The following is a 23599-nucleotide window of genomic DNA, read 5'->3' on the forward strand; positions in this document are numbered from 1 at the left end:
GAATCCGGTCAGTTGACGAGGTGGTTGTCGACGAGCTCGATCCAGTGGCGCACAGGCGTGCGGCCCGCGCCGTTCAGGTGAGTCTGGCAGCCAACGTTGGCCGTGACAATCAGGTCCGGCCGTGCGGCCTCGAGCGCGTCGAGCCGGTTGTCGCGCAGTTTCGTCGCGAGTTCGGGCTGTGTCAGCGCATACGTGCCGGCCGAGCCGCAGCACAGATGGCCGTCGGCGACATTCGTCAGATCGAAGCCGAGCTGCGTCAGGATGCGCTCGACCGCGCCGCCGAGGCGCTGTGCGTGCTGCAGCGTGCACGGGCAGTGCACCGCGATGCGGCGTGGCGTCGACCCCGCCAGCGCGTCGAGCGGCTCGGCCGCGATCACTTCGGCGAGATCGCGCGCGAGCGCGCTGACGCGCTGCGCCTTCTCCGCATAGACGGGGTCGGAGCGCAGCAGGTCGCCGTATTCCTTGACGAAGGCGCCGCAGCCGCTCGCCGTCAGCACGATCGCTTCCGCGCCGGCTTCGATCGCGGGCCACCAGACGTCGATGTTGCGGCGTGCGCGGGCGAGGCCGGCCGCCTGCGCGTTCAGGTGATATTCGGTCGCGCCGCAACAGCCGGCTTCGCGTGCCGGACTGACGCTGATGCCGAGCCGGTCGAGCACGCGCGCGGCCGCCGCATTGGTGTTCGGCGACAGCGACGGCTGCACGCAGCCTTCGAGCATCAGCACGCGCCGTCCATGGCGCACGGGCGGGCGCGGCGCGGCCGCGGGGACGGCGGCCGGGATCTTGTCCTGCAGCGTGCCGGGCAGCAGCGGGCGCAGCGCACGGCCGGCCTTCAGCAACGCGGCGAACGTCGCCGGGCGTGGCACGACATGCCGCAGCCCGGCGCGCAGCAGGCGCTCGCGCGAGGGCCGCTGCACGCGCTTCTCGGCTTCCGCGCGGCCGATGTCGAGCAGCGTGTGATAGCGCACGCCGGACGGGCAGGTCGTCTCGCAGTTGCGGCATGTCAGGCAGCGGTCGAGATGCTGCTGCGTGCGCTCGCCGCACGGCTCGCCTTCGAGCAGCTGCTTGATCAGGTAGATGCGCCCGCGCGGCCCGTCGAGCTCGTTGCCGAGCACCTGGTAGGTCGGGCAGGTCGCGTTGCAGAAGCCGCAGTGCACGCACGCGCGCAGGATCGCTTCCGCTTCGTCGGCCCGGGCGAGGGCCTTGCTTGCTTCGCTGAGATTGGTTTGCATTGGCGGGTCGGGATCGGGTCGCGTCAGAAGTCGGCGTACAGGCGGCCGGGATTGAAAATCGCATGCGGATCGAGCTGCGCCTTGAGCTGCCGGTGTACGCGCAGCAGCGCCGCCGGCAGCGGCTGGAACGGCTCGCGCGTCGCGCCCGGCGTGAAGCAGGTTGCATGGCCGCCCCACTGCGCGGCGAACCGCTGTACGTCGGCCGGCGCGGCATCGCTCTTCAGCCAGCGCTGTGCGCCGCCCCAGTCGACGAGCTGCGCGCCGGGCAAGGCGTCGAGCGGTGCGGAGGCCGGCACCGACACGCGCCACAGCGGGCGCGGATCGTCGAAGAACGGCAGCGCCAGGTCGCGCAGCCGAGCCCAGAACGCATCGTCGCGATCATCCATGCGCTCGCCGCCGATCGTGTCGCGCGCGGCCTTCACCGAGCCCTCGCCGCCTTCGATCCGCACGCGCAGCACGCCGTCCGCGTGGCATGCGCCGGCGAGCGGCAGCCCCGCGCGCCGCCAGGCGGCGACGCGCTGCACAGCTTCGTCCACGCCAAGCTGTAACGCGAGATCGCCCGTCGCGCGCGGCTTCGGCAGCACCTTCAACGACACCTCGGTCACGACGCCGAGACAGCCGAAGCTGCCTGCGAGCAGCCGCGAGACGTCGTAGCCCGCGACGTTCTTCATCACCTCGCCGCCGAAGCGCAGGTGCTTTGCGTGGCCGGTGATCACGCGGCAGCCGAGCACGAAGTCGCGCACCGCGCCGGCCCACGGGCGGCGCGGGCCCGACAGCGCCGCCGCGAACATGCCGCCGACCGTGGCCGAGCCGCCGAACGTCGGCGGCTCGCACGGCAGCATCTGGCCGGCCGCGTCGAGCATCGCTTCAAGATCGGCGAGCGGCGTGCCCGCGCGTGCGGTGACGACGAGCTCGGTCGGGTCGTACGACACGACGCCGCGATGCGTGCGCACGTCGAGCGTGCGGCCTTCGACGGGGCGGCCGAGGAACGCCTTCGTGCCGGCGCCGCGGATGTGCAGCGGCTGGCGATCGTGGATCGCCGCGTCGACCTGCGCGACGAGCGCCGCGCTGTCGTCGATCGATTCGATTTCGCGTCGCATCAGAAGCGCTCCAGTTCGGGAAACGGCAGCTTGCCGTGATGGACGTGCATGGCGCCGAATTCGGCGCAGCGGTGCAGCGTCGGGATGTTCTTGCCGGGATTGAGCAGGCCCTGCGAATCGAACGCGGCCTTCACCGCGTGGAAGAACGTGATTTCGTCGGCATTGAACTGCACGCACATCTGGTTGATCTTCTCGCGGCCGACGCCATGCTCGCCGGTGATGCTGCCGCCCGCCGCGACGCACAGCTCGAGGATCTTGCCGCCGAGCGCTTCCGCGCGGTCGAGTTCGCCGGGCCGGTTCGCGTCGAACAGGATCAGCGGGTGCATGTTGCCGTCGCCCGCGTGGAACACGTTCGCGACCGGCAGCCCGTATTCGGCGGACAGCGCGGCGATGCCTTCGAGCACGCGCGGCAACTCGCGGCGCGGGATCGTGCCGTCCATGCAGTAATAGTCCGGCGACATGCGGCCGACTGCCGGGAATGCGTTCTTGCGGCCGGCCCAGAAGCGCTGGCGCTCGGCTTCGTCGCGTGCGACGCGGATCTCGGTTGCGCCCGCGTCGCGTAGCAACGTGGCGACGCGTTCGGCGTCTTCGTCGACGTCGGTCGGCGAGCCGTCGAGCTCGCACAGCAGGATCGCCTGCGCGTCGACCGGGTAGCCCGCGTGGATGAAATCCTCCGCCGCGCGGATTGCGAGGTTGTCCATCATCTCGAGGCCGCCGGGGATCACGCCCGCGCCGATGATTCGCGCGACCGCCGCGCCGGCTTCCGCGACGTCGTCGAAGCTCGCCATCAGCACCTTCACGCTCGGTGGTTTCGGCAGCAGCTTCACGGTGACTTCCGTGACGATGCCGAGCATCCCTTCCGAGCCGGTGAACAGCGCGAGCAGGTCGAAGCCGGGCGCGTCGAGCGCGTCGGCGCCGAGCGTGAGCGTCTCGCCGTCGATCGTCAGGATCTCGACCTTCAGGATGTTGTGCACCGTGAGGCCGTATTTCAGGCAGTGCACGCCGCCCGCGTTCTCGGCGACGTTGCCGCCGATCGAGCAGGCGATCTGCGACGACGGATCGGGCGCGTAGTAGAGGCCGTAGGGCGCGGCCGCCTGCGAGATCGCGAGGTTGCGCACGCCGGGCTGTACGCGCGCGATGCCGGCATCGGGGTCGATGTCGAGAATCCGGTTGAACTTCGCCATCACGAGCAGCAGGCCTTTCTCGAGCGGCATCGCGCCGCCCGACAGCCCGGTGCCCGCGCCGCGCGCGACCACCGGCACGCCGAGCGCGGCCGCGACGCGCAGCACCGCGCGCACCTGCTCGACCGTGTCGGGCAGCACGACCGCGAGCGGCACCGTGCGGTACGCGGCGAGGCCGTCGCATTCGAACGGCTTGAGCGCCTCGCGCTCGTGCAGCACGTCGAGGCCGGGCGCCGCCGCGTGCAGCGCGGCGACGAGTGTGTCTCGGCCGACGGTCGCCAGCGGGCCGTCGATCCGTTCGTCGTAGATGAAACTCATCGGGGTTGTCTCCACCATGCAGGCGGCTGCGCGAGGCGCGGCACGCCGGAAGGGAGGGATTCTTGGCGGGCGGCGCGTGTGTGTCTAGATGTGGCGCCAGTGGTCATACCAGTTTTTATGGGGCGGCCGGAAAGTGGCTGTATCGGTCTCCGTAAAACTGAATGGGTACAAGGGTTTGTGGGAAAATCGCCGATATCCTTCCGAGGTGGTCATACCAGTATGGAAATACAGGAACAGGCAGGCCCGGCGCGGAACGTGGCCGACGTCGTCGCCGAGCGCATCGAGCAGCTGATCGTCGACGGCGTGCTGAAGGCCGGGCAGGCGCTACCGTCCGAACGGCGGCTGACCGAGAAGCTCGGCGTGTCGCGCACGGCCGTGCGTGAAGGGATGAAGTTGCTGCGCGCGCGCGGGATCATCGACACCACGCACGGCAAGGGCTCGTTCGTGGCGAGCCTGACCCCGCAACGCGAGATCACGCCGATGATGCATCTGCTCGGCTCGCAGCCGCGCACGCTGTACGACCTGTTCGAGGTGCGCGGGATGCTCGAGACGGAGGCCGCGCGGCTCGCGGCGCTGCGCGGCACGCCGGCCGATTTCATCCTGATCAAGCGTCGCTATGAAGAGATGACCGCGGCCGATGCGCAGGATCTCGACCCGGCCGCGCGCGCGAAGCTCGATCACGCGTTTCATCTCGCTATCTGTGAGGCTTCGCATAACCCGGTGCTCGTGAATACGCTTCAGTCGTTGACGGATTTGTTGCTGAGTTCGGTGTTTGCGTCCGTGAACAATCTCTATCACCGCGAGCCGTTGAAAAAGCAGATCGATCGGCAGCATGCAAGGCTCTATAACGCGGTGACGGGGCGGTTGCCCGATCAGGCGCGCAAGGCGGCGAGCGAGCATATCCGGCAATGCGTCGAGTATCTGCGGGAGATCGAGCAGGAGGAGCAGCGGTTGGTGCGGTCGACGTTGAGGCTCGAAGGGTGGACGTGAGGTCGGCTGTGCGTGGCGGTGTGTGTTGATGCGCATCACGCACAGCGGGTCGGCTGCAGACGCGTGTCACGGAGGCATGTCAGACTGTGAGCCATTCTTCGTGTGGCCCCCGCTGCTGCCTGCCGTGATGCGTGGATGCCGTCGGGTGTGCAGTGCCTGACGGAACCACGCCGGACGAACCGGTGCGCCACGCTTCCTGAAACGGAGGACATCGCATGTCGAACCGGACCCACGACGACGGGCACGACGCCCGTCCCGCCAAAGCAGCGGACGAATCCGCGGATGCGCAGCGCGACGCGTTGCTCACGTTGCTGAATGAGCTGCTGGAAGCCGAGCGCGCAGGTGCGCGGGTTGCATCGGAGACGGCGGCGGAAATCGACGATCCCGAACTTCATCGGCTCGTGGCTGGGATTCGCCAGGATGAGGCGCACTGGTGTGCGGTGCTGGTCGATGCGATTCGGTCGCTCGATGCGACGCCGACGCATGCCACCGGGGCGTTCTATGAGAAGGCGATGGCGATCGATGGTCTGCCGGAGCGGTTGGCGTTCTTGAATCGCGGGCAGCGCTGGGTCGTGCGGAAGCTGCAGGCGTTGCTGCCGACGCTGGCGCAGCCCGACATGCACCATGCGCTCACGCAAATGCTGGTGTCACATGAGAAGAACATCGGGTCGGTTGATGTGCAGTTGCGGATAAAGGGTGGTGGCCCGAGCGCGGCATAGCGACGATGGTGCGAAAGACGTTGTTTGCGGATGCCCGCCGATGTCGGACCCGCAAGGAACGGTCGCCCATATGCAACGCGGCCGTTCAGACAGATTCCGCCGGGCGCAGTGTTCAACGAAATGCCTGCCGGATTCCCAGCGCAATCATGAGCCCGCCACATGTGAGGTCGATCCACGCCTTCGCGCGACGATATGCGGTCGCGATCGCCGCGTGCGACAGAACGAGCGCGACTGCTCCGTACCAGCACGTCGCCGATGCACCGACAGTAGCCAGCATCGCGACGAACGTCGGCGTGGAAACATGGGAGGGCACCGCTGAGGAAAACACCGCCGCATAAAAGGCGATGGACTTCGGGTTCGCGATATTTGTCGCGATGCCTTGCAGGAACGCGCTGCGAAACAGCGGCGCCTTCGTTGGGTGACGTGACGCTGGCGGGGTTGAACGTGCCGACGCAACGAGCCGTAGCCCGAACCAGATCAGATAAGCCGCGCCAGCAAGCCTGACGCCGACAGCGAGCCACGGGAAAATGGCGAACACCATTCCGAGACCCAGGATGGCGCAAGTCGCCCAGAACAGATTTACCGTCACGATTCCGGCGACAAGCGCGAGCGCATCGGCGCGTGTGCCAGTTACCGCCTTGTGCGTGATTGCGACGAAGTTCGGCCCGGGTACGACGGCCCCTGCAGCATAGACAGAAGCGACCGTCGCAATAGCAGATCAATCAACCATTTGACGCCTCACTGAAATGGGGTCGTACAAAACGTGGCGTTGCTTCATCAGCCGGTATTCTGAAGCAATTCACGACGGACCGCTGGTGGCAGCCGACATCTGGCTAATTTGCGTTGCCGAAAAATTGCTGACGCATTTTCGAGAATGCAGTGGGGTTGGGTCGAGTCCGCAACCATGCCAGTACGGACTGGCCGCACTCGAGTGCGTTTGTGAACGACGTATCGATGACGTGATCGTAGTGCCGGTCAGCATGAATCGAGTGGAATTGAGACTTTGCCAATCCGATCTTACGGTCGCCACGGGCAAGCTCGCGCTCGATCAGAATCTCGAGCGAACAAAAGACTCCGACGATGAAGACCGGGAGACCGACCAAGTCTTCGAGCATGTAGTGCCATGCATCGGATGAAAGGACATGGTCAACGATCACTAGCTGACCATGCCTGGAAAAAGTCGCGGCAGTGGCATTGATTGCTCGGCACAGCGCGGCCATACGAATCTCTATTTCCTGCTTCTCAACTTCCCAGTAGTTTGCTGGCTCCATGTGTCGGAACACGTCCAACTCCACGTGCAAATGATGCTCAATCAAGTTCTCGCATAAATACCTGGCCAGCGTACTTTTTCCTGCACTACTCGGACCGTTGAGCACAACGACGGCCCCGTATGGTCGATGCGGCAATTCCGTGATCGGCATAGAGGTACCCGTCAGTGGTCCGTGAATGCAGGCGGCGCTCAATTGTCGGCGAACCGAGATGCGATGTCGAACGGCTGCTTGCGGTTGAAAATGAGCGCATATACCGCGCTCCCAGTCAATTTACGCCAACAAAAAAAGCCCGCCGAAGCGGGCAACCTCACGATGCGGAGGGGGAGATACGAATAAGCGTGGCCGCGTGCTTAACCTTTGGTCGCACCGAACGTCAGCCCCGCCACGAAATGCTTCTGCATTGCGAAGAACATCGCGACGGACGGCAACGCCGCCAGAATCGACCCGGCGGACACGAGGTTCCACGACGTCGTCCATTGCCCCTTCAGTGCGGCAACGCCAGCGGTAATCGGCGCAGCCTCATCCCCTTGCGTGAGACACAGCGCCCAGAAGTAGTCATTCCACACGAACGTAAAAACGAGAATCGCCAGCGCGGCCAACGCGGGCCGAATCAACGGCAGCACGATCCGGTAAAACACCGTCCATTCCCCCGCCCCTTCGATTCTTGCCGCCTCGATCAACTCGAACGGCAACTGCTTGATGAAGTTGCGCAAAAACAGCGTGCAGAACCCCGTCTGAAACGCGACATGAAAGAGAATCAGCGCCTCGACCGTATTGAACACACCGAGCCTGAGCGACAAATCCCGCACCGGAATCATCAACACCTGCACGGGCACGAAGTTACCGGCAACGAACGTCCCGAACAGCGCCGTACTCCCGCGAAACTTGTAGGTCGCCAGCGCAAAGCCCGCCATTGCCGCCAGCGCAATCGACCCGACCACGGAAGGCACCGTGATCTGCACGCTATTCCAGAAGTAATGCAGCATCGGCGATGTCGTGAGCGCGTCGCGATAGTTCTCGATCATCGAGAAGTGCCGTGGCCAGCCCCAGTAGTGGCCCTCGACCAGTTCCTCGGTCGAGCGCACCGACGTGACGAACACCGCGATCATCGGCAGCAGCCAGATCAGCAGCGCAACCGGCAACGACAGCTTGTACAGCCTGCGCGAGACAGGCTTCCATTGAGCAACGGGAGTCGGAAACATGATGGCCACCGGTCAGGTTATTGCTCGTTGCGCAGCAGGCGGCGCAACTGGAACACGATGTAGACGAGCATGATCGCGAACAGCACGACCGCAATCGACGCGGAATAGCCGAGCCGGTAGTACTTGATCGCCTGGTCGTACATGTAATACGCGAGCACGGTCGAGCTCTCGAACGGGCCGCCGCTCGTCATCACCGAGATCAGGTCGAAGCTGCGCAGCGCGCCGATCACCGTGACGACGATCGCCATGAAGGTGGTCGGCCGCAGTTGCGGCAGCACGACGTGCCACAGCAGCGCGAAGCCGCGCGCGCCTTCCATCCGGGCGGCTTCGATCTGTTCCGGGTTGAGCGACGTGAGGCCGGTGAGGTACAGGATCATGCAGTACGCGGTCTGCGGCCACAGCGCGGCGAACACGATGCCGAACGTCGCATAACGCGCGTCGCCGAGCACCGGGATGCCGTGCCCGGCGATCAGCGCGAGCAGGCCGAACGTCGGATCGTAGAACCACGAGAAGATCAGCCCGACGACCACGCCGGACAGCACGAACGGCGCGAAGAACAGGGATTTCACGAGCCGGATACCGGCCACCACCTGGTTCAGGTACAACGCGAGCGCGAGGCCGAGCGGCGGCGCGAGCATGAAGAGCGCGAGCCAGATCACGTTGTTGCGCAGCGCGGTGTAGAACGTCGGCGCATGCAGCAGTTCGACGTAGTTCGCGACCCCGACGAAGGTGCGCTCGGTCATCCCGTCCCAGTTGTACAGGCTCAGCCACAGCGTCGACAGGATCGGCCAGATCACATAGACGGCCACCATCGCGCACGCCGGCGCGAGAAAGAGCCACGCGGCGCGCTGTTGCCGCCGCACGGCAGGCGAGGGGCGACGCGCGGGCAGGGCGGTGGCGGCGGATGCGCTGCGCGGCGGCGGCGCGGCGCCCGCGCCGGCGCCGGCGGGCGGGGGGGACGTGATCGGACTGGACACGGCAAGCCTCCTGAACGGGCACGGCGGCACGGGGCCGCCGGTTGGGTCACACGGTCACTTCTTGTAGATGCGCTTGCGGGTCTGTTCGAGTTGCGCGAGCACGGTATCGAGCTGCGCGGGATTCGCGACGAACTGCTGCATGCCCTTCATCCCCTCGTCCGCCATTTCCTTCGTCATGTCGCGGTCGTAGAACTGCGCGACGCCGCCCTTCGTGTCCGCAAGGATCCGGAAGCCGATGCGCGAGATCGGATCGGCCGGCTCGGGCGACTTGCTGTTGGCCGACAGCGAGCCGAGCCCCTCCGCGAGCTTCGCGCCCATCTCGGGCGTTTCGACGAACGCGAGGAACGTGTGCGCGTCGGTCTTGTTCTTCGCCTTCGCCGGAATGTGCAGCGATTCGACCGGGCCGTCCTCGGCGGTCGGTACCTTCGGGTCGATGATCGGGAAGCGGTAGTAGCCTATTTCCTGCTTCACGTTCGGCGGAAAGCCCGCCGCGATGAAGGTGCCCATCAGCATCATCGCGGCCTTGCCCTGGAACAGGAACGGCTGCGCGCCGTCGAGATCGTAGGACAGCGCGTTGTCGATGAAGTAGCCCGCATCGATCAGCGATTTCCACGTCGTGTAGACCTTCTTCACGCGCGGGTCGGTGTACGGCACGTCGCCGGCCATCAGCTGCTGGTGGAACACGTTGCCGTTCACGCGCAGGTCGAGATAGTCGAACCAGCCGGCGAGCGTCCATGCGTCGCGACCGCCGACCGCGATCGGCGTGATGCCGGCCGCCTTCAGCTTCTTGCACGCGTCGAGAAACTGGTCCCACGTCTTCGGCTCGTCGGCGATGCCGACCTTGTGGAACAGATCCTTGCGGTAGAACAGCCCCCACGAGTAGTAGACGGTCGGCGCGGCGTACTGCTTGCCGTTGTACGAGGATGCGTCGCGCGTCGACGCGTACATCGCGCCCCAGCCGTTCTTCGTCCAGTCGCCGCTCAGGTCCTCGAACAGCCCGCGCTTCGCGTAGTACGCCATCCGTTCGCCCGCGTGCCAGTTGACGACGTCCGGTGCGACGGTCGTGAGCCAGGCGGGGAGCTGCACCTTGTACGCTTCCTCGTCGACGAAGGTCGCCTTCACGTCGATGTCGGGATGCGCCTTGTGGAACGCTTCGATCGTCGACTGCCAGACCGCGCGCTGGCTGGCGCCCTTGAACGCGATGTTGATCGTCAGCGTGCCGGCATCGGCGGGCGCCGTCATGCCGAGCGATGCCAGTGCGACAGCGGCGGCCGTGGCGAGCCGGGCGGCGGTGCGAAGGGGGCGATGGGTCATACGTGTCTCCAGTCCTGGGTGTCGTTGTGCGTGACCGGCGCGTCGTGGCGCCGGTCGCGGTTGCTACGAACGGCTTCGATACACGGCCACGTCCTGCGGCCCGACTTGCGCCGCGCCGAGCACGAACGCGGACGGCGGCACCCCGTCGATCGTGTGCGGTGCGTCGCCGTAGTTGAAAACGTAGGTCAGGCCGCCGCGGCGGCTCACGCGCACGCCGTCGCCGAGCGGTGCGGGCGCGAGGCCGGCTTCGGCCGCGACATCGGCGAACAGCCGAACGGTGGTCGCGTCGTCGAACAGCGCGGCCCAGTAGTGCAGCGTGCCGTGCGATATGCAGGCCGGGTGACCGTCGGCGAAGCGCGCACGCACGACGCTGTGCGTATCGTCGTGCAGCTCGACGAAGTCGCGCCAGTGGCGTGCGTTGCCGGTGAGCCGCGCGCCGTCACGCAGCGTGCCGTCGACCCGCTCGGTCACGTTCGGCCGCAGCGATTCGACGCGCCACACGCGCACCGGCAGGATCGACGCCAGCGGGCCGGGCGGCAGCGTCGGCGGGATCTGCAGGTCGACGGTCTTCGAACCGGTGCGCGGGCCGAACACGACATGCGCGCCGGAGGCGGCGAGCCGCGCGGCGAAATCGCTCGGCACGACCGGCAGCGGCGGCACGACGACGAGGCGGTAGCCGTCGAGCGGCGCGTGCGCGGACACGATGTCGACGTCGAGGCCGAGCGAGCGCAGCGCCGAGTAGTACTCGAACGCGAAGCGCGGGTAATGGAAGTCGGCGCCCTGCGGCTGCACTTCGAACAGCCACTTCGCTTCGTAATCGAAGATCAGCGCGACGGGGGCGCGTACGTTACCGTCCGCATCCGCGCCGGCGTCGTGCACGGTCGCGATCTCGTGCGCGACGCGCTGCGCCTCGCGGCCGCCTTCGTCGAGCTGGTCATCGGGGGTATGCAGGCCCGCATGCATCTGCTCCTGAGCGAACGGCGCCTGCCGCCAGCGGAAGTACGACACGCAGCCGGCGCCGTGCGCGAACGCTTCCCAGCTCCATAAGCGCACCATGCCCGGCAGCGGTGCAGGGTTCCACTGCGCCCAGTTCACGGGGCCCGGCTGCTGCTCCATCACCCAGAACGGCAGCTTCGACATGCCGCGATAGAGGTCGTGATTGAACGACGCGAAATCGGGATGGCCGGTGCGCAGCCAGCGCGCCTTCACGTCGGGTGCGAACCACTGCTCCTCGAGCGCGCCGAGCGGATAGCTGTCCCAGGTCGCGATGTCGAGGTCGCGTGCCACCTTGTAGTGATCGAACTCGGTGAACAGCTGCATGAAGTTGTGTGCGACCGGGCGGCCCGGCGAGTGCGCGCGGATCACGTCGACCTGCATCCGGTGATAGCGCGCGACTTCGTCCGACGCGAAGCGTCGGTAGTCGAGGCGGTGCGACGGGTGGGCCTCGGTCACGGTGCCGACAGGCGCATCGACTTCATCGAAATGGCGATACTCCATGCTCCAGAACACGGTGCCCCACGCGCGGTTCAGCGCGTCGATCGTGCCGTAGCGCGCCTTCAGCCACGCACGGAAGCGCACGAGCGCGGCCGGCGAGTAGCTGACGACGGTCTGGTGGCAGCCCAGCTCGTTGTCGGTCTGCCAGTAGCGCACGGCCGGGTGGCGGCCGTAGCGTTCGGCGACCGCCGTGCAGATCTGGCGCGACGCGTCGAGATAGGTCGGCGACGAGAAGTCGTAGTGGCGGCGCGAGCCGAACGTGCGCGGCCGGCCGTCCGCACCGATCGCGAGGATGTCGGGGTGGCGATCGACCAGCCATTTCGGCGGCGTCGCGGTGGGCGTGCACATCACGATCTCGAGGCCGGCCGCGCCGAGCACGTCGACCGCGCGATCGAGCCAGTCCCAGTCGTATTCGCCCGGCGACGGCTCGATGCGGCTCCACGCGAATTCGGCGATCCGCACCTGCTCGATGCCGAGCGCTTTCATCCGGCGGGCATCGTCGGCCCACATCGTTTCCGGCCAGTGTTCCGGGTAGTAACAGACTCCGAGGCGCATGCCCGATCCTTATGCGTAATGGTGAACGTGGACGTCGGCGCACGCGGGCACCGCGCGGCCGTCTTCGGTGAAGAGATGGCAGGCCGCGGCCGGCGCATGCACGCGCACGCGTTCGCCGCTGCGCACCTGCGCGTCGCCGGGCACCTTCGCGATGATCGAGTGGCCGCCGGGCTGGTCGAGATGCACGTAGGTCTGTTCGCCGAGACGTTCGACGAGTGCGACGTCGCGCGCGAGCGACGTCGCGTCGTGCGCGGCGCCGAGCGTCAGGTGTTCGGGGCGAATGCCGAGCGTCACGGTGGCGCCCGCGCCGAGCGCCGAGCCATCGCGTGGCAGTACGAAGGTTTCGCCGGACGGTGTGAGCGTGACGGTCGTGCGACGCGCATCGCAGGCGGTCACGACGGCCGGCAGGAAGTTCATGCGCGGCGAACCGATGAAGCCCGCGACGAAACGGCTCGCCGGGTGGTGGTAGAGGTCGAGCGGCGCACCGACCTGCGCGATGCTGCCGTGCTGCGCGGTATCGGCGCCGGCGTGCAGCAGCACGATCTTGTCGGCGAGCGTCATCGCTTCGGTCTGGTCGTGCGTCACATAGACGACGCTCGCGCGTTCGAACTGGCGGTGCAGCTTCGCGATTTCGATGCGGGTCTGGCCGCGCAGCGCGGCGTCGAGATTCGACAGCGGTTCGTCGAACAGGAACACGCCGGGCTCGCGCACGATCGCGCGGCCGATCGCGACGCGCTGCCGTTGCCCGCCCGACAACGCCTTCGGCTTGCGATCGAGCAGCGTGTCGAGCTGCAGGATGCGCGCGGCATCCCGCACCTTCCGGTCGATCTCGGCCTTCGGCACGCGCGCGAGCTTCAGCCCGAACGCCATGTTCTCGTAGACCGTCATGTGCGGAAACAGCGCGTAGCTCTGGAACACCATCGCGACGCCGCGTTCGGCGGCCGGCACGTCGTCGTCGACGCGGCGGCCGTCGATCGACAGCTCGCCCGCGCTCAGATCCTCGAGCCCGGCGATCATCCGCAGCAACGTCGACTTGCCGCATCCGGACGGCCCGAGGAACACGCAGAACTCGTGCGCGCCGATCTCCAGATCGACGTCGCGAATGACCGGCGCGTGGTCGCCATAGGCTTTCTGCACGCGCCGCATCGAGATGCTCGCCATTGTCTCCGCTCCATGTTCTAATGCGCTTTCATCAGTGATTAAGCGCTTAATCATCGCGATCAAAAAAAGAGGCGATACGATCGCGGCCGAGTCGCGCCCGTCGGTCGGGCGGCAGGGTGTGCGGCGATAGTGCGCCGCTTCGGTGAGCGAAGCAAATACTGGATAGACGTCTCATATAGTGAGCAAGCAATGGCAACCCTGGATGAAGTGGCGCGACGCGCCGGCGTGACGGCCGCGACCGTGTCGAACGTGCTGCGCGACCGCGGCCGGGTGGGTGAGGCGACGCGGGCGCGGGTGCTGGAGGCCGTGGCGGCGCTCGGGTATCGCCCGCATCTCGCCGCGCGGGCGCTGGCGGAGGGGCGTGCGCCGACGGTCGCGCTGATGGTGTCGAGCATCGCGAACCCGTTCTACCCGGAGTTCGCGCTGGCGGTCGAGCGCGCGGTGCGGCGTAACGGGCAGTTCCTGATCGTCTGCAACACGAACGAAGATCCGTTGCAGGGGCGTGCATATCTCGACCAGATCGCCGGCACGATCTCCGAAGGCATTCTTGTGACGAATGCGAACCTGCATCTGCCGGATCTGCTCGATGTGGCGGCGCGTGGCGTGCCGGTCGTGCTGTGCCTGTGGGAGCGGCCGGAGGCGCCGCCCGATGGATTGCCGTGCGTGGCGGTGGACTTCCGCGAGGCGGGGCGGATCGCGACGCGGCACTTGCTCGAACTGGGCCACGAGCGCATCGGCGTGATCATCGGCGGGTCGGCGAGCGGCGTGCAGGCGGCGCGCTACGACGGCTTCGTCGACGTGATGCGCGAAGCGGGGCTCGATGCGTCGATCGTCGCGGCCGAGCCCGATTCGATCGAAGGCGGCGTGCGCGCGGCCGGGTGGTTGCTCGATGCGCACCCGCGGTTGACCGCGCTGGTCGCGACCAACGACCTGCCGGCGATCGGCGCGATGCATGCGGCGGCCGATCGCGGCCGGCGTGTGCCGGATGATCTGTCGATCGTCGGGATTACCGACATTCACCTGGCGAGCGACACGCGGCCCACGCTGACGACCGTCGCGATCCCGACCGCCGAGGCCGCCGGGCTCGCGGTCGAGCTGCTCAATGCGCTGCGCGAGGCGGGTGGCCAGCGCGACGGGGCACCGTGCGTGCGGATCGCGCCGCGACCGAGGCTGGTGGTGCGGGGGACGACGGGGCGTGTGGCGGGCGGGGGCGCGGCGCCGTCGACATGATGCGTGGTGGGATGAGTACGTCGAGGTCGCCGACGTGCTCAACGCGATCCGACATGGCGTTGCGCACGCTGTCGCGAACGGCGAACCTCCCCTGTCTCACCCGCCTTCGACGAGCCGCATCACGATGCTTCTGGCCGATTCCAGATGCGCGACCGTCATCGAGCGCGCCGCGCGCGCATTGCGTTCGCGGCACGCCTGCAGGATCTCCTCGTGCTCGACCTGGAACGACGGCGTATCCGCAAGCAGCGTGGCCTGCAGGCGCTCGTACCGTTCGACCTGGCTGCGCAGCTCCGCGATCGTCTTCAACTGCCGCGCGTTGCCGCAGCACGAATACAGCAGCGCGTGGAATTCGCGGTTCAGTTCGCCCTGCCGGCGCGGCACGGCCGCGTCGCCGAGCAAACGATGGACGAGCTCGGCGCGCGCGAGCGTCTCGTCGTCGAGCCGCTTCACGCTCCGGTAGATTGCGTCGCCTTCGAGCAGCGCGCGCAGGTCGTAGATTTCCCGCACGTCAGACGCACTCAGCATGCGCACGACGGCGCCGCGATTCCTGAAGATGTCCAGCAAGCCTTCGCGCTCCAGGCGTTGAATCGCCTCGCGCATCGGAATCCGGCTGATGCCGAACCGGTCGGCCAGGTCGCGCTCGACGAGCCGCTCGCCGGCTTCCAGCTCGCCGTTGATGATCATGTCCCGCAACGAGGCGGCGACCGCGTCCGCGGTGGAATCGAGTTTGGCTTCCATGCCTGCATGTTCCTTCAATTTGGAATAATGGTATACCAAACGGGAATCCGGTGCCAAAATGGCGAGCGCAGGCGGGCTTCGCAAAACGACATCCGGCCCGGCCGAAGCAACCCACATCAATGGAGAGCGAGATGGCATCTGGCGAACACAAGTATCGCGTCGCAGTGGAATGGACAGGCAATCGTGGCACCGGCACGTCGGGGTATCGCGAGTACGGGCGGGATCATCTGATCCGGGCCGGTTCCAAGCCGGATATTCCCGGTTCGTCGGACGCGGCGTTTCGCGGCGATGCGTCGCGCTGGAATCCCGAGGATTTGCTGCTCGCGTCGGCGTCGGCGTGCCACAAGCTTTGGTATCTGCATTTGTGCTCGGAAGCCGGTATTCGCGTGCTTGCGTATGTCGACAACGCGGAAGGCACGATGGTCGACAGCGCCGATGAAGGCCGTTTCACGGAAATCGTGCTGCGCCCGCACGTGACGATCCAGGCCGGCGACGATCGCGAACGGGCGGAGCATCTGCATCACGATGCGCACGCGAAGTGCTATATCGCGAACTCGGTCAATTTTCCGATTCGCTGCGAACCAGTGATCGAGTTCGCCGCCGCGTAGTCGACTGGAACCGCCGCGGCGACGTCACAGCGCGACACCGTAAACCTCCCGCGCCGCCGCGCGAATCGCATCGGCCATCATCGCGACGGCCGGCGAATGCAGCCGGTCGGTGCGCGTGATGATCCCGAAGTCGTCCATCCGGCAATCCATCTCCAGCGGCAGCACCGTGACGATCCCGTGCCGCGCGTAGTAACGCGCGACGTCCTCGGCCAGCACCGCGATCATGTCGCTCTGTTCGAGCAGTTGCGTGATGAACAGCAGCGCGGACGTCTCGACGAGGTTCGCCGGCGGCGCGAGACTCGCGCGCTGGAACACGAGATCGAAGCGGTGGCGCAGCACGCTGCCGGCCGGCGGCACGACCCATGCGGCGCGCTGCACGTCCGCGAGCGACAGCGGCGCTTGTGCGAGCAGCGGATGGCCGGGCCGCACGACCGCGGCCACCGGCTCGCCGGTCAACGGCTCGTAGCGCAGCCGCAGCTTGTCGTGTTCGGCGGAGAGCCGGCCGATCACGATGTCGATTTTTTCCTGCGCGAGATGTTCGAGCAGCACGTTGCTGGTGTCGATCTCGACCGACACGTGCAGGCCGGCATGCGTGCCCTTCACCGCGGCGACGGCCGGCGGCACGAGCCGCAGGCCCGGTGACGTGATCGCCCCCACCGCCACGTGCCCGAGATGGCCGGCCTTCAACGCGGCCAGTTCCTCGTGCGCCTGGTCGAGGCTGCCGAGCGCCGCGCGCGCATGGCGGATCAGCGCGTCGCCGTAGAGCGTCGGCCGCATCCCGCGCGGCAGGCGCTCGAACAGCACCGCGCCGATCGATTCCTCGAGTTCGCGCAGCAGCTTCGACGCGGCCGGCTGCGTCATGTTCAGCGCGGCCGCCGCGCGGTGAATGCTGCCTTCGTCGGCGAGCGCGACGACCAGCAGAAGCTGGCGCGTCTTCAGGCGGCCACGGTTTCCCCACGGGCTGGCTTCGGGCATCGTACGGGTTTATATCGATATCGGAATCGATATCGTAATCGCCAAAAACGTCATTAGCCAGTTATCAAAATTCTGCCTAGACTGCGCCGGTATCCCGTCACCACAGGACTGACGATGTCGGCAACGAAACCCAGGCTGCGCTCCACCCAATGGTTCGGCACGAACGACAAGAACGGCTTCATGTACCGGAGCTGGATGAAGAACCAGGGCATCCCCGATCACGAGTTCGACGGCCGGCCGATCATCGGCATCTGCAATACGTGGTCCGAACTGACGCCGTGCAACGCGCACTTCCGCAAGCTCGCCGAGCACGTGAAGCGCGGGATCTCCGAGGCCGGCGGCTTCCCGGTGGAGTTCCCGGTGTTCTCGAACGGCGAATCGAACCTGCGCCCGTCGGCGATGCTCACGCGCAACCTCGCGTCGATGGACGTCGAGGAGGCGATCCGCGGCAACCCGATCGACGCGGTCGTGCTGCTCGCCGGCTGTGACAAGACGACACCCGCGCTGCTGATGGGCGCGGCGAGCTGCGACGTGCCGGCGATCGTCGTGTCGGGCGGCCCGATGCTGAACGGCAAGCTCGAAGGCAAGAACATCGGCTCCGGCACCGCCGTGTGGCAACTGCACGAAGCGCTGAAGGCCGGCGAGATCGATGTCCATCACTTCCTGTCGGCGGAGGCCGGGATGTCGCGTTCGGCCGGCACCTGCAACACGATGGGCACCGCGTCGACGATGGCGTGCATGGCCGAGGCGCTCGGCGTCGCGCTGCCGCACAACGCGGCGATTCCGGCCGTCGATTCGCGTCGCTACGTGCTCGCGCACATGTCCGGCATCCGCATCGTCGAGATGGCGCTCGAAGGGCTCGTGCTGTCGAAGATCCTCACGCGCGCGGCGTTCGAGAACGCGATCCGCGCGAACGCGGCGATCGGCGGCTCGACCAACGCGGTGATCCACCTGAAGGCGATCGCGGGCCGCATCGGCGTGCCGCTCGAACTGGAAGACTGGATGCGCATCGGCCGCGACACGCCGACGATCGTCGACCTGATGCCGTCCGGGCGTTTCCTGATGGAAGAGTTCTATTACGCGGGCGGGCTGCCGGCGGTGCTGCGCCGGCTCGGCGAAGGCGGGCTGCTGCCGAACCCGGATGCGCTGACCGTGAACGGCAAGTCGTTGTGGGACAACGTGCGCGAAGCGCCGAACTATGACGACGAAGTGATTCGCCCGCTCGACCGGCCGCTGATCGCCGACGGCGGCATCCGCATCCTGCGCGGCAATCTCGCGCCGCGCGGCGCGGTGCTGAAGCCGTCGGCGGCGAGCCCCGAGCTGCTCAAGCATCGCGGTCGCGCGGTCGTGTTCGAGAACCTCGACCACTACAAGGCGACGATCAACGACGAGGCGCTCGACATCGACGCAAGCTCGGTGATGGTGCTGAAGAACTGCGGGCCGCGCGGGTATCCGGGGATGGCCGAGGTCGGCAACATGGGGCTGCCGCCGAAGCTGCTGCGTCAGGGCGTGAAGGACATGGTGCGGATTTCCGACGCGCGGATGAGCGGCACCGCGTACGGCACGGTCGTGCTGCACGTCGCGCCGGAAGCCGCTGCCGGCGGGCCGCTCGCGGCCGTGCGCAACGGCGACTGGATCGAGCTCGACTGCGAGGCCGGCACGCTGCATCTCGACATTACGGACGACGAACTGCAGCGCCGCCTGTCGGACGTCGATCCGACCGCGGCGCCGGGCGTGGCCGGCCAGCTCGGCAAGGGCGGCTACGCCCGGCTGTACATCGATCACGTGCTGCAGGCGGACGAGGGGTGCGACCTCGACTTCCTGGTCGGCACGCGCGGCGCGGAGGTGCCGAGCCATTCGCATTGAGCGGCTGCGCGGCAGCCGGTTGCGGGCTCTCCCGGCCCGCGCAACGTGAAACCGTAAACGCATGACGGCCGGTCGTCACCGAGGCCGAAGCAGGACGCGAACCATGACATCGAGCAGCACGCCGCGTTATCGCGGCATTTTCCCCGTCGTTCCGACGACGTTTACCGATACCGGCGAACTCGATCTCGCGAGCCAGAAGCGCGCGGTCGATTTCATGATCGACGCGGGCTCGGACGGGCTGTGCATCCTCGCGAACTTCTCCGAGCAGTTCGCGATCACCGACGACGAACGCGACGTGCTCACGCGCACGATCCTCGACCATGTCGCGGGCCGCGTGCCGGTGATCGTCACGACGTCGCACTACAGCACCCAGGTGTGCGCGGCGCGCAGCCTGCGCGCGCAGCAGCTCGGCGCGGCGATGGTGATGGCGATGCCGCCGTATCACGGCGCGACGTTCCGCGTGCCCGAAGCGCAGATCTTTGATTTCTATACGCGCGTGTCCGACGCGATCGCGATCCCGATCATGGTCCAGGACGCGCCCGCGAGCGGCACCGCACTGTCGGCCCCTTTCCTCGCACGGATGGCACGCGAGATCGAACAGGTCGCGTACTTCAAGATCGAGACGCCGGGCGCCGCGAACAAGCTGCGCGAGCTGATCCGGCTCGGCGGCGATGCCATCGAGGGGCCATGGGACGGCGAGGAGGCGATCACGCTGCTCGCCGATCTGCACGCGGGCGCGACCGGCGCGATGACGGGCGGCGGGTTTCCGGACGGCATCCGGCCGATCCTCGAAGCGTGGCGCGAAGGGCGCCATGACGACGCCTACGCGCGCTACCAGGCCTGGCTGCCGCTGATCAACCACGAGAACCGCCAGTCCGGGATCCTCACCGCGAAAGCGCTGATGTGCGCAGGCGGCGTGATCGCGTGCGAGCGGCCGCGGCATCCGATGCCGGAACTGCATCCGGACACGCGCGCGGAACTGCTCGCGATCGCGCGCCGGCTCGACCCGCTCGTGCTGCGCTGGGCGCACTGAACGGTTACCGAACGATTCGCGAAGGAGGCATGCACGATGAGTGATCAGGTTTCGCTGGGGGTCGTCGGCATCGGCAAGATTGCGCGCGACCAGCATCTGCCGGCGATCGACGCCGAACCGGGTTTCAAGCTGACCGCGTGCGCGAGCCGCCATGCGGAAGTCACCGGCGTGCGCAACTATCGCGATCTGCGCGCGCTGCTGGCCGCCGAGCGCGAGCTCGACGCCGTGTCGCTGTGCGCGCCGCCGCAGGTGCGCTACGCGCAGGCGCGCGCCGCGCTCGAAGCCGGCAAGCACGTGATGCTCGAGAAGCCGCCGGGCGCGACGCTCGGCGAAGTGGCCGTACTGGAAGCGCTCGCGCGCGAGCGTGGCCTCACGCTGTTCGCGACCTGGCATTCGCGCTGCGCGAGTGCGGTGGAGCCCGCGCGCGCCTGGCTCGCGACGCGCGCGATCCGCGCGGTGCAGGTGCGCTGGAAAGAGGACGTGCGGCGCTGGCATCCGGGGCAGCAATGGATCTGGGAGCCGGGCGGCCTGGGCGTGTTCGACCCGGGCATCAACGCGCTGTCGATCGTCACGCGCATCCTGCCGCGCGAGCTCGTGCTGCGCGAGGCGACGCTCATCGTGCCGAGCGACGTGCAGACGCCGATCGCTGCCGAGCTCGATTGCGCGGATACCGACGGCGTGCCGGTGCGTGCGGAATTCGACTGGCGGCACGGCCCGGTCGAGCAATGGGAGATCGCGGTCGACACGGCCGACGGCGTGCTCGCGATCAGCCGCGGCGGCGCGCAATTGTCGATCGCGGGCGAGCCGATCGAGCTCGGCCCCGAACGCGAGTATCCGGCGCTGTATGCGCACTTCCATGCGCTGATCGCGCGTGGCGAAAGCGACGTCGACGTGCGGCCGCTGCGGCTCGTCGCCGATGCCTTCCTGTTCGGCCGGCGCGTGCAGACCGACGCGTTCGGGCGCTGATCACGCGGTCGCGCCGCGGCGCGATCGCATACGACGAATCATTACGGCACGAGCCGACACAAAGGAGACACCGCATGAACCGCACGACTCACACGATTCGCCGCCATACCCTGCGCGCGCTGCTGGCCGCGCTGTGCATCGCGCCGCTCGGCATGCAGGGCGCCGCGCGCGCCGACGCGCCGCTGAAGATCGGCTTCCTGGTGAAGATGCCCGAGCAGGCGTGGTTCATCAACGAGCAGAACGCGGCGTCCGCGCTCGGCCAGAAGGAGAATTTCTCGGTCGTGAAGATCGGCACGCCGGACGGCGAGAAGGTGCTGGCCGCGATCGACAACCTCGGCTCGCAGGGCGCGCAGGGCTTCGTGATCTGCGCGCCGGACGTGCGCCTCGGCCCGGCGATCGCCGCACGCGCGAAGCGCTACAACATGAAGTTCGTGACCGTCGACGACCAGCTCGTCGATTCGACCGGCAAGCCGTTGCCGAACGTGCCGCACCTCGGGATGTCGGCGACCAAGATCGGCAACCAGGTCGGCCAGGCGATCGCCGACGAGATGAAGCGGCGCGGCTGGAAGCCCGAGGAAGTCGGCGCGCTGCGGATCACGAACTACGAGCTGCCGACCGCGAAGCTGCGCACCGACGGCGCGACGCAGGCGCTGCTCGCGAACGGTTTCCGCAAGGAGAACATCTTCGACGCGCCGCAGAAGACGACCGACGACGAAGGCGGCTTCAGCGCGGCCGCGCCGGTGCTCGCGCGCCATCCGAACGTGAAGAAGTGGGTGGTCTACGCGCTGAACGAGGAAACCGTACTCGGCGCGGTGCGTGCGACCGAGCAGCTGCATATCCCGGCGGCCGACGTGATCGGTGTGGGCATCAACGGCGCGGGCGAGGCGTTCGCCGAATTCCAGAAGAAGGAGCCGACCGGTTTCTACGGGACGATCGCCGTCAGCTCGACGAACCACGGCAAGGACAGCACGCAGAACCTCGTCGACTGGATTCGCGGCGGCAAGACGCCGCCGGCCGACACGCAGACGAGCGGCAAGCTGATGACGCGCGCGAACTGGCAGGCGGTGCGCGCCGAGCTCGGCATCTGAGCGCACGAGGCGAGAACGCGATGACGACGCAGACGATGACGGCCGTATCCGGCAACGATGTCGCCGAGACGCCGCCGGGCGGCCCGCTGCTCGCGCTCGACGGCATCACGGTGACGTTCCCGGGCGTACGTGCGCTCGACGCCGTGTCGCTGTCGGTGCGCGCGGGCGAGGTGCACGGGCTGATGGGTGAGAACGGCGCGGGGAAGTCGACGCTGCTGAAGGTGCTGTCCGGCGTGAACCAGCCGCAGGCCGGCACGCTGACGCTGAACGGCACCGAGCAGCGCTTCACGTCGACGCGCGCGGCGCTCGAGGCCGGCATCGCGATCATCTACCAGGAACTGCATCTGGTGCCCGAGCTGACGGTCGCCGAGAACCTGATGCTCGGGCAACTGCCGAGCCGGCTCGGCGTGGTCGACGAACGCACGCTCGCCGCGCGCGCGCTCGACGCGCTGGAGCGGCTCGGCGAGCACATCGATCCGGGCATCCCGGTGAAGTACCTGTCGATCGGCCAGCGCCAGATGATCGAAATCGGCAAGGCGCTGATGCGCGACGCGCGCGTGATCGCGTTCGACGAGCCGACGAGTTCGCTGTCCGCGCGCGAAACCACGCAACTGTTTCGGATCATCCGCGCGCTGCGCGCGGAAGGGCGCGCGATCATCTACGTCACGCACCGGATGGAGGAAGTGTACGAACTGTGCGACCGCGTGACGGTGTTCCGTGACGGCCGCCGCATCGACACGTTCGATGCCGTGACCGATCTCGACCGCGACCGGTTGATCGGCTGCATGGTCGGCCGCTCGATCGAGGACGTGTACGGCTACCGGCCGCGCCCGGCCGGCGACGTGCTGATCGAGGCGAAGGGGCTGGCGGGGCCCGGGTTGTCCGAGCCCGTGTCGTTCACCGCGCGGCGCGGCGAGATCGTCGGTTTCTTCGGGCTCGTGGGCGCGGGCCGCTCCGAGCTGATGAAGCTGCTGTACGGCGCCGCGCGGCCGAGCGCGGGGCACGTCGAGCTGAACGGCAAGCGCGTGGCGTTCGGCAGCCCGCGCGACGCGGTGCGCGCCGGTCTCGCGCTGTGCCCGGAAGACCGCAAGCAGGAAGGCATCGTCGCGATCGCGTCGGTGGCCGACAACCTGAACATCAGCGCGCGCCGGCATTTCAGCCCGGCGCGGGTGCTGCTCGACGGGCGGCGCGAACGCGAACTCGCGCAACGCTACATCGAGCGGCTCGCGATCAAGACCCGCGACGGCGACACGCCGATCGGCGCGCTGTCCGGCGGCAACCAGCAGAAGGTCGTGCTCGCGCGCTGGCTGGCCGAGCGCATCGACGTGTTCCTGATGGACGAGCCGACGCGCGGCATCGACGTCGGTGCGCGCGCGGAAATCTACAACCTGTTCTACGAACTCGCGGAAGCGGGCCGCACGGTGATCCTCGTGTCGAGCGACCTGGCCGAGGTGATCGGCGTGTCGGACCGGATCATCGTGATGAAGGAAGGGCGGATCGCGGGCGAGGTCGCGAAGGCGCAGGCGACGCCCGACGCGCTGATCAAGCTCGCGCTGCCGCGCTAGCGCCCCGCAACGATCAACC

20 protein-coding genes and 1 pseudogene are annotated in these 23599 nt (G+C 67.6%); 9 read left to right on the forward strand and 12 right to left on the reverse strand.

Translation table 11 applies throughout. The features are described from left to right. Nucleotides 1-8 precede the first annotated feature (8 nt). From glcF to glcD, 3 genes are read right to left on the reverse strand one after another with little or no spacing between them, the layout of a single operon-like run. The gene (gene glcF / locus CFB47_RS18300) at nucleotides 9-1229 is read right to left on the reverse strand and encodes a glycolate oxidase subunit GlcF (protein WP_089461871.1); all 1221 of its coding nucleotides are present in this window, start codon (nucleotides 1227-1229) and stop codon (nucleotides 9-11) included. Nucleotides 1230-1252: 23 nt separating this feature from the next. Beyond that, nucleotides 1253-2329, reverse strand: coding sequence for a glycolate oxidase subunit GlcE (glcE, locus tag CFB47_RS18305; RefSeq protein WP_089461872.1), 1077 nt, complete (start codon nucleotides 2327-2329; stop codon nucleotides 1253-1255). Then, complete coding sequence (gene glcD / locus CFB47_RS18310; protein WP_089461873.1) at nucleotides 2329-3828, reverse strand: glycolate oxidase subunit GlcD; 1500 nt, start codon at nucleotides 3826-3828, stop codon at nucleotides 2329-2331. The genes glcE and glcD overlap by 1 nt, the downstream gene beginning before the upstream one ends. Nucleotides 3829-4047: 219 nt before the next feature. Between glcD and glcC the strand changes: the two genes are divergently transcribed. Beyond that, the gene (gene glcC / locus CFB47_RS18315) at nucleotides 4048-4818 is read left to right on the forward strand and encodes a transcriptional regulator GlcC (RefSeq protein ID WP_089461874.1); all 771 of its coding nucleotides are present in this window, start codon (nucleotides 4048-4050) and stop codon (nucleotides 4816-4818) included. 275 nt (nucleotides 4819-5093) lie between these two features. Continuing rightward, nucleotides 5094-5537: pseudogene (locus CFB47_RS18320) on the forward strand (DUF6306 domain-containing protein); the annotation flags it as partial. A gap of 112 nt (nucleotides 5538-5649) precedes the next feature. Here the strand turns inward: CFB47_RS18320 and CFB47_RS18325 are convergent. The 7 genes from CFB47_RS18325 to CFB47_RS18355 form a co-directional block, all read right to left on the reverse strand. Beyond that, nucleotides 5650-6249, reverse strand: coding sequence for a LysE family translocator (locus CFB47_RS18325; protein WP_256946718.1), 600 nt, complete (start codon nucleotides 6247-6249; stop codon nucleotides 5650-5652). Between the two features lie 121 nt (nucleotides 6250-6370). Further along, on the reverse strand, nucleotides 6371-6958 hold the full coding sequence (locus tag CFB47_RS18330; RefSeq protein WP_089461875.1) for a chloramphenicol phosphotransferase CPT family protein: 588 nt from the start codon (nucleotides 6956-6958) through the stop codon (nucleotides 6371-6373). A 200-nt stretch (nucleotides 6959-7158) separates the two neighbouring features. Then, the gene (locus tag CFB47_RS18335) at nucleotides 7159-8010 is read right to left on the reverse strand and encodes a carbohydrate ABC transporter permease (RefSeq protein ID WP_046548796.1); all 852 of its coding nucleotides are present in this window, start codon (nucleotides 8008-8010) and stop codon (nucleotides 7159-7161) included. Between the two features lie 17 nt (nucleotides 8011-8027). Beyond that, a complete protein-coding gene (locus CFB47_RS18340) occupies nucleotides 8028-8987 on the reverse strand; it encodes a carbohydrate ABC transporter permease (RefSeq protein ID WP_089461876.1) in 960 nt (319 codons plus the stop codon). A gap of 54 nt (nucleotides 8988-9041) precedes the next feature. Next, nucleotides 9042-10301, reverse strand: a complete 1260-nt coding sequence (locus CFB47_RS18345) for an ABC transporter substrate-binding protein (RefSeq protein ID WP_089443749.1) — start codon at nucleotides 10299-10301, stop codon at nucleotides 9042-9044. 63 nt (nucleotides 10302-10364) lie between these two features. Then, nucleotides 10365-12350 (reverse strand): beta-galactosidase, encoded by a 1986-nt coding sequence (locus CFB47_RS18350; protein WP_089461877.1) that lies wholly within the window; start codon nucleotides 12348-12350, stop codon nucleotides 10365-10367. Nucleotides 12351-12359: 9 nt separating this feature from the next. After that, on the reverse strand, nucleotides 12360-13511 hold the full coding sequence (locus tag CFB47_RS18355) for an ABC transporter ATP-binding protein (protein ID WP_089461878.1): 1152 nt from the start codon (nucleotides 13509-13511) through the stop codon (nucleotides 12360-12362). Nucleotides 13512-13700: 189 nt separating this feature from the next. On the opposite strand from CFB47_RS18355, the gene CFB47_RS18360 reads away from it, so the two are divergent. Continuing rightward, nucleotides 13701-14741, forward strand: coding sequence for a LacI family DNA-binding transcriptional regulator (locus tag CFB47_RS18360; protein WP_089461879.1), 1041 nt, complete (start codon nucleotides 13701-13703; stop codon nucleotides 14739-14741). A gap of 96 nt (nucleotides 14742-14837) precedes the next feature. On the opposite strand, the gene CFB47_RS18365 is transcribed toward CFB47_RS18360, so the two are convergent. Further along, the gene (locus CFB47_RS18365; protein ID WP_089459246.1) at nucleotides 14838-15479 is read right to left on the reverse strand and encodes a GntR family transcriptional regulator; all 642 of its coding nucleotides are present in this window, start codon (nucleotides 15477-15479) and stop codon (nucleotides 14838-14840) included. 131 nt (nucleotides 15480-15610) lie between these two features. Here CFB47_RS18365 and CFB47_RS18370 point away from each other — a divergent pair, with 131 nt between their 5' ends. Continuing rightward, nucleotides 15611-16087: an OsmC family protein gene (locus tag CFB47_RS18370; RefSeq protein ID WP_089461880.1), complete on the forward strand. Its 477-nt coding sequence runs from the start codon at nucleotides 15611-15613 to the stop codon at nucleotides 16085-16087. 24 nt (nucleotides 16088-16111) lie between these two features. On the opposite strand, the gene CFB47_RS18375 is transcribed toward CFB47_RS18370, so the two are convergent. After that, complete coding sequence (locus CFB47_RS18375; protein ID WP_089443755.1) at nucleotides 16112-17062, reverse strand: LysR substrate-binding domain-containing protein; 951 nt, start codon at nucleotides 17060-17062, stop codon at nucleotides 16112-16114. A 114-nt stretch (nucleotides 17063-17176) separates the two neighbouring features. Here CFB47_RS18375 and CFB47_RS18380 point away from each other — a divergent pair, with 114 nt between their 5' ends. The 5 genes from CFB47_RS18380 (at nucleotide 17177) to araG (ending at nucleotide 23580) form a co-directional block, all read left to right on the forward strand. Continuing rightward, complete coding sequence (locus CFB47_RS18380) at nucleotides 17177-18928, forward strand: IlvD/Edd family dehydratase (RefSeq protein ID WP_069252773.1); 1752 nt, start codon at nucleotides 17177-17179, stop codon at nucleotides 18926-18928. Nucleotides 18929-19031: 103 nt separating this feature from the next. Then, nucleotides 19032-19961, forward strand: a complete 930-nt coding sequence (locus CFB47_RS18385) for a dihydrodipicolinate synthase family protein (protein ID WP_089443756.1) — start codon at nucleotides 19032-19034, stop codon at nucleotides 19959-19961. Nucleotides 19962-19997: 36 nt separating this feature from the next. Beyond that, nucleotides 19998-20927: a Gfo/Idh/MocA family protein gene (locus CFB47_RS18390; RefSeq protein ID WP_089461881.1), complete on the forward strand. Its 930-nt coding sequence runs from the start codon at nucleotides 19998-20000 to the stop codon at nucleotides 20925-20927. A 74-nt stretch (nucleotides 20928-21001) separates the two neighbouring features. After that, nucleotides 21002-22015 (forward strand): arabinose ABC transporter substrate-binding protein, encoded by a 1014-nt coding sequence (locus CFB47_RS18395; protein ID WP_089459242.1) that lies wholly within the window; start codon nucleotides 21002-21004, stop codon nucleotides 22013-22015. 20 nt (nucleotides 22016-22035) lie between these two features. Then, on the forward strand, nucleotides 22036-23580 hold the full coding sequence (gene araG / locus CFB47_RS18400) for an L-arabinose ABC transporter ATP-binding protein AraG (protein ID WP_089443759.1): 1545 nt from the start codon (nucleotides 22036-22038) through the stop codon (nucleotides 23578-23580). Nucleotides 23581-23599: the final 19 nt, after the last annotated feature.

The sequence above is a fragment of the Burkholderia sp. AU27893 genome, assembly GCF_002223205.1.
Taxonomy (GTDB): Bacteria; Pseudomonadota; Gammaproteobacteria; order Burkholderiales; family Burkholderiaceae; genus Burkholderia.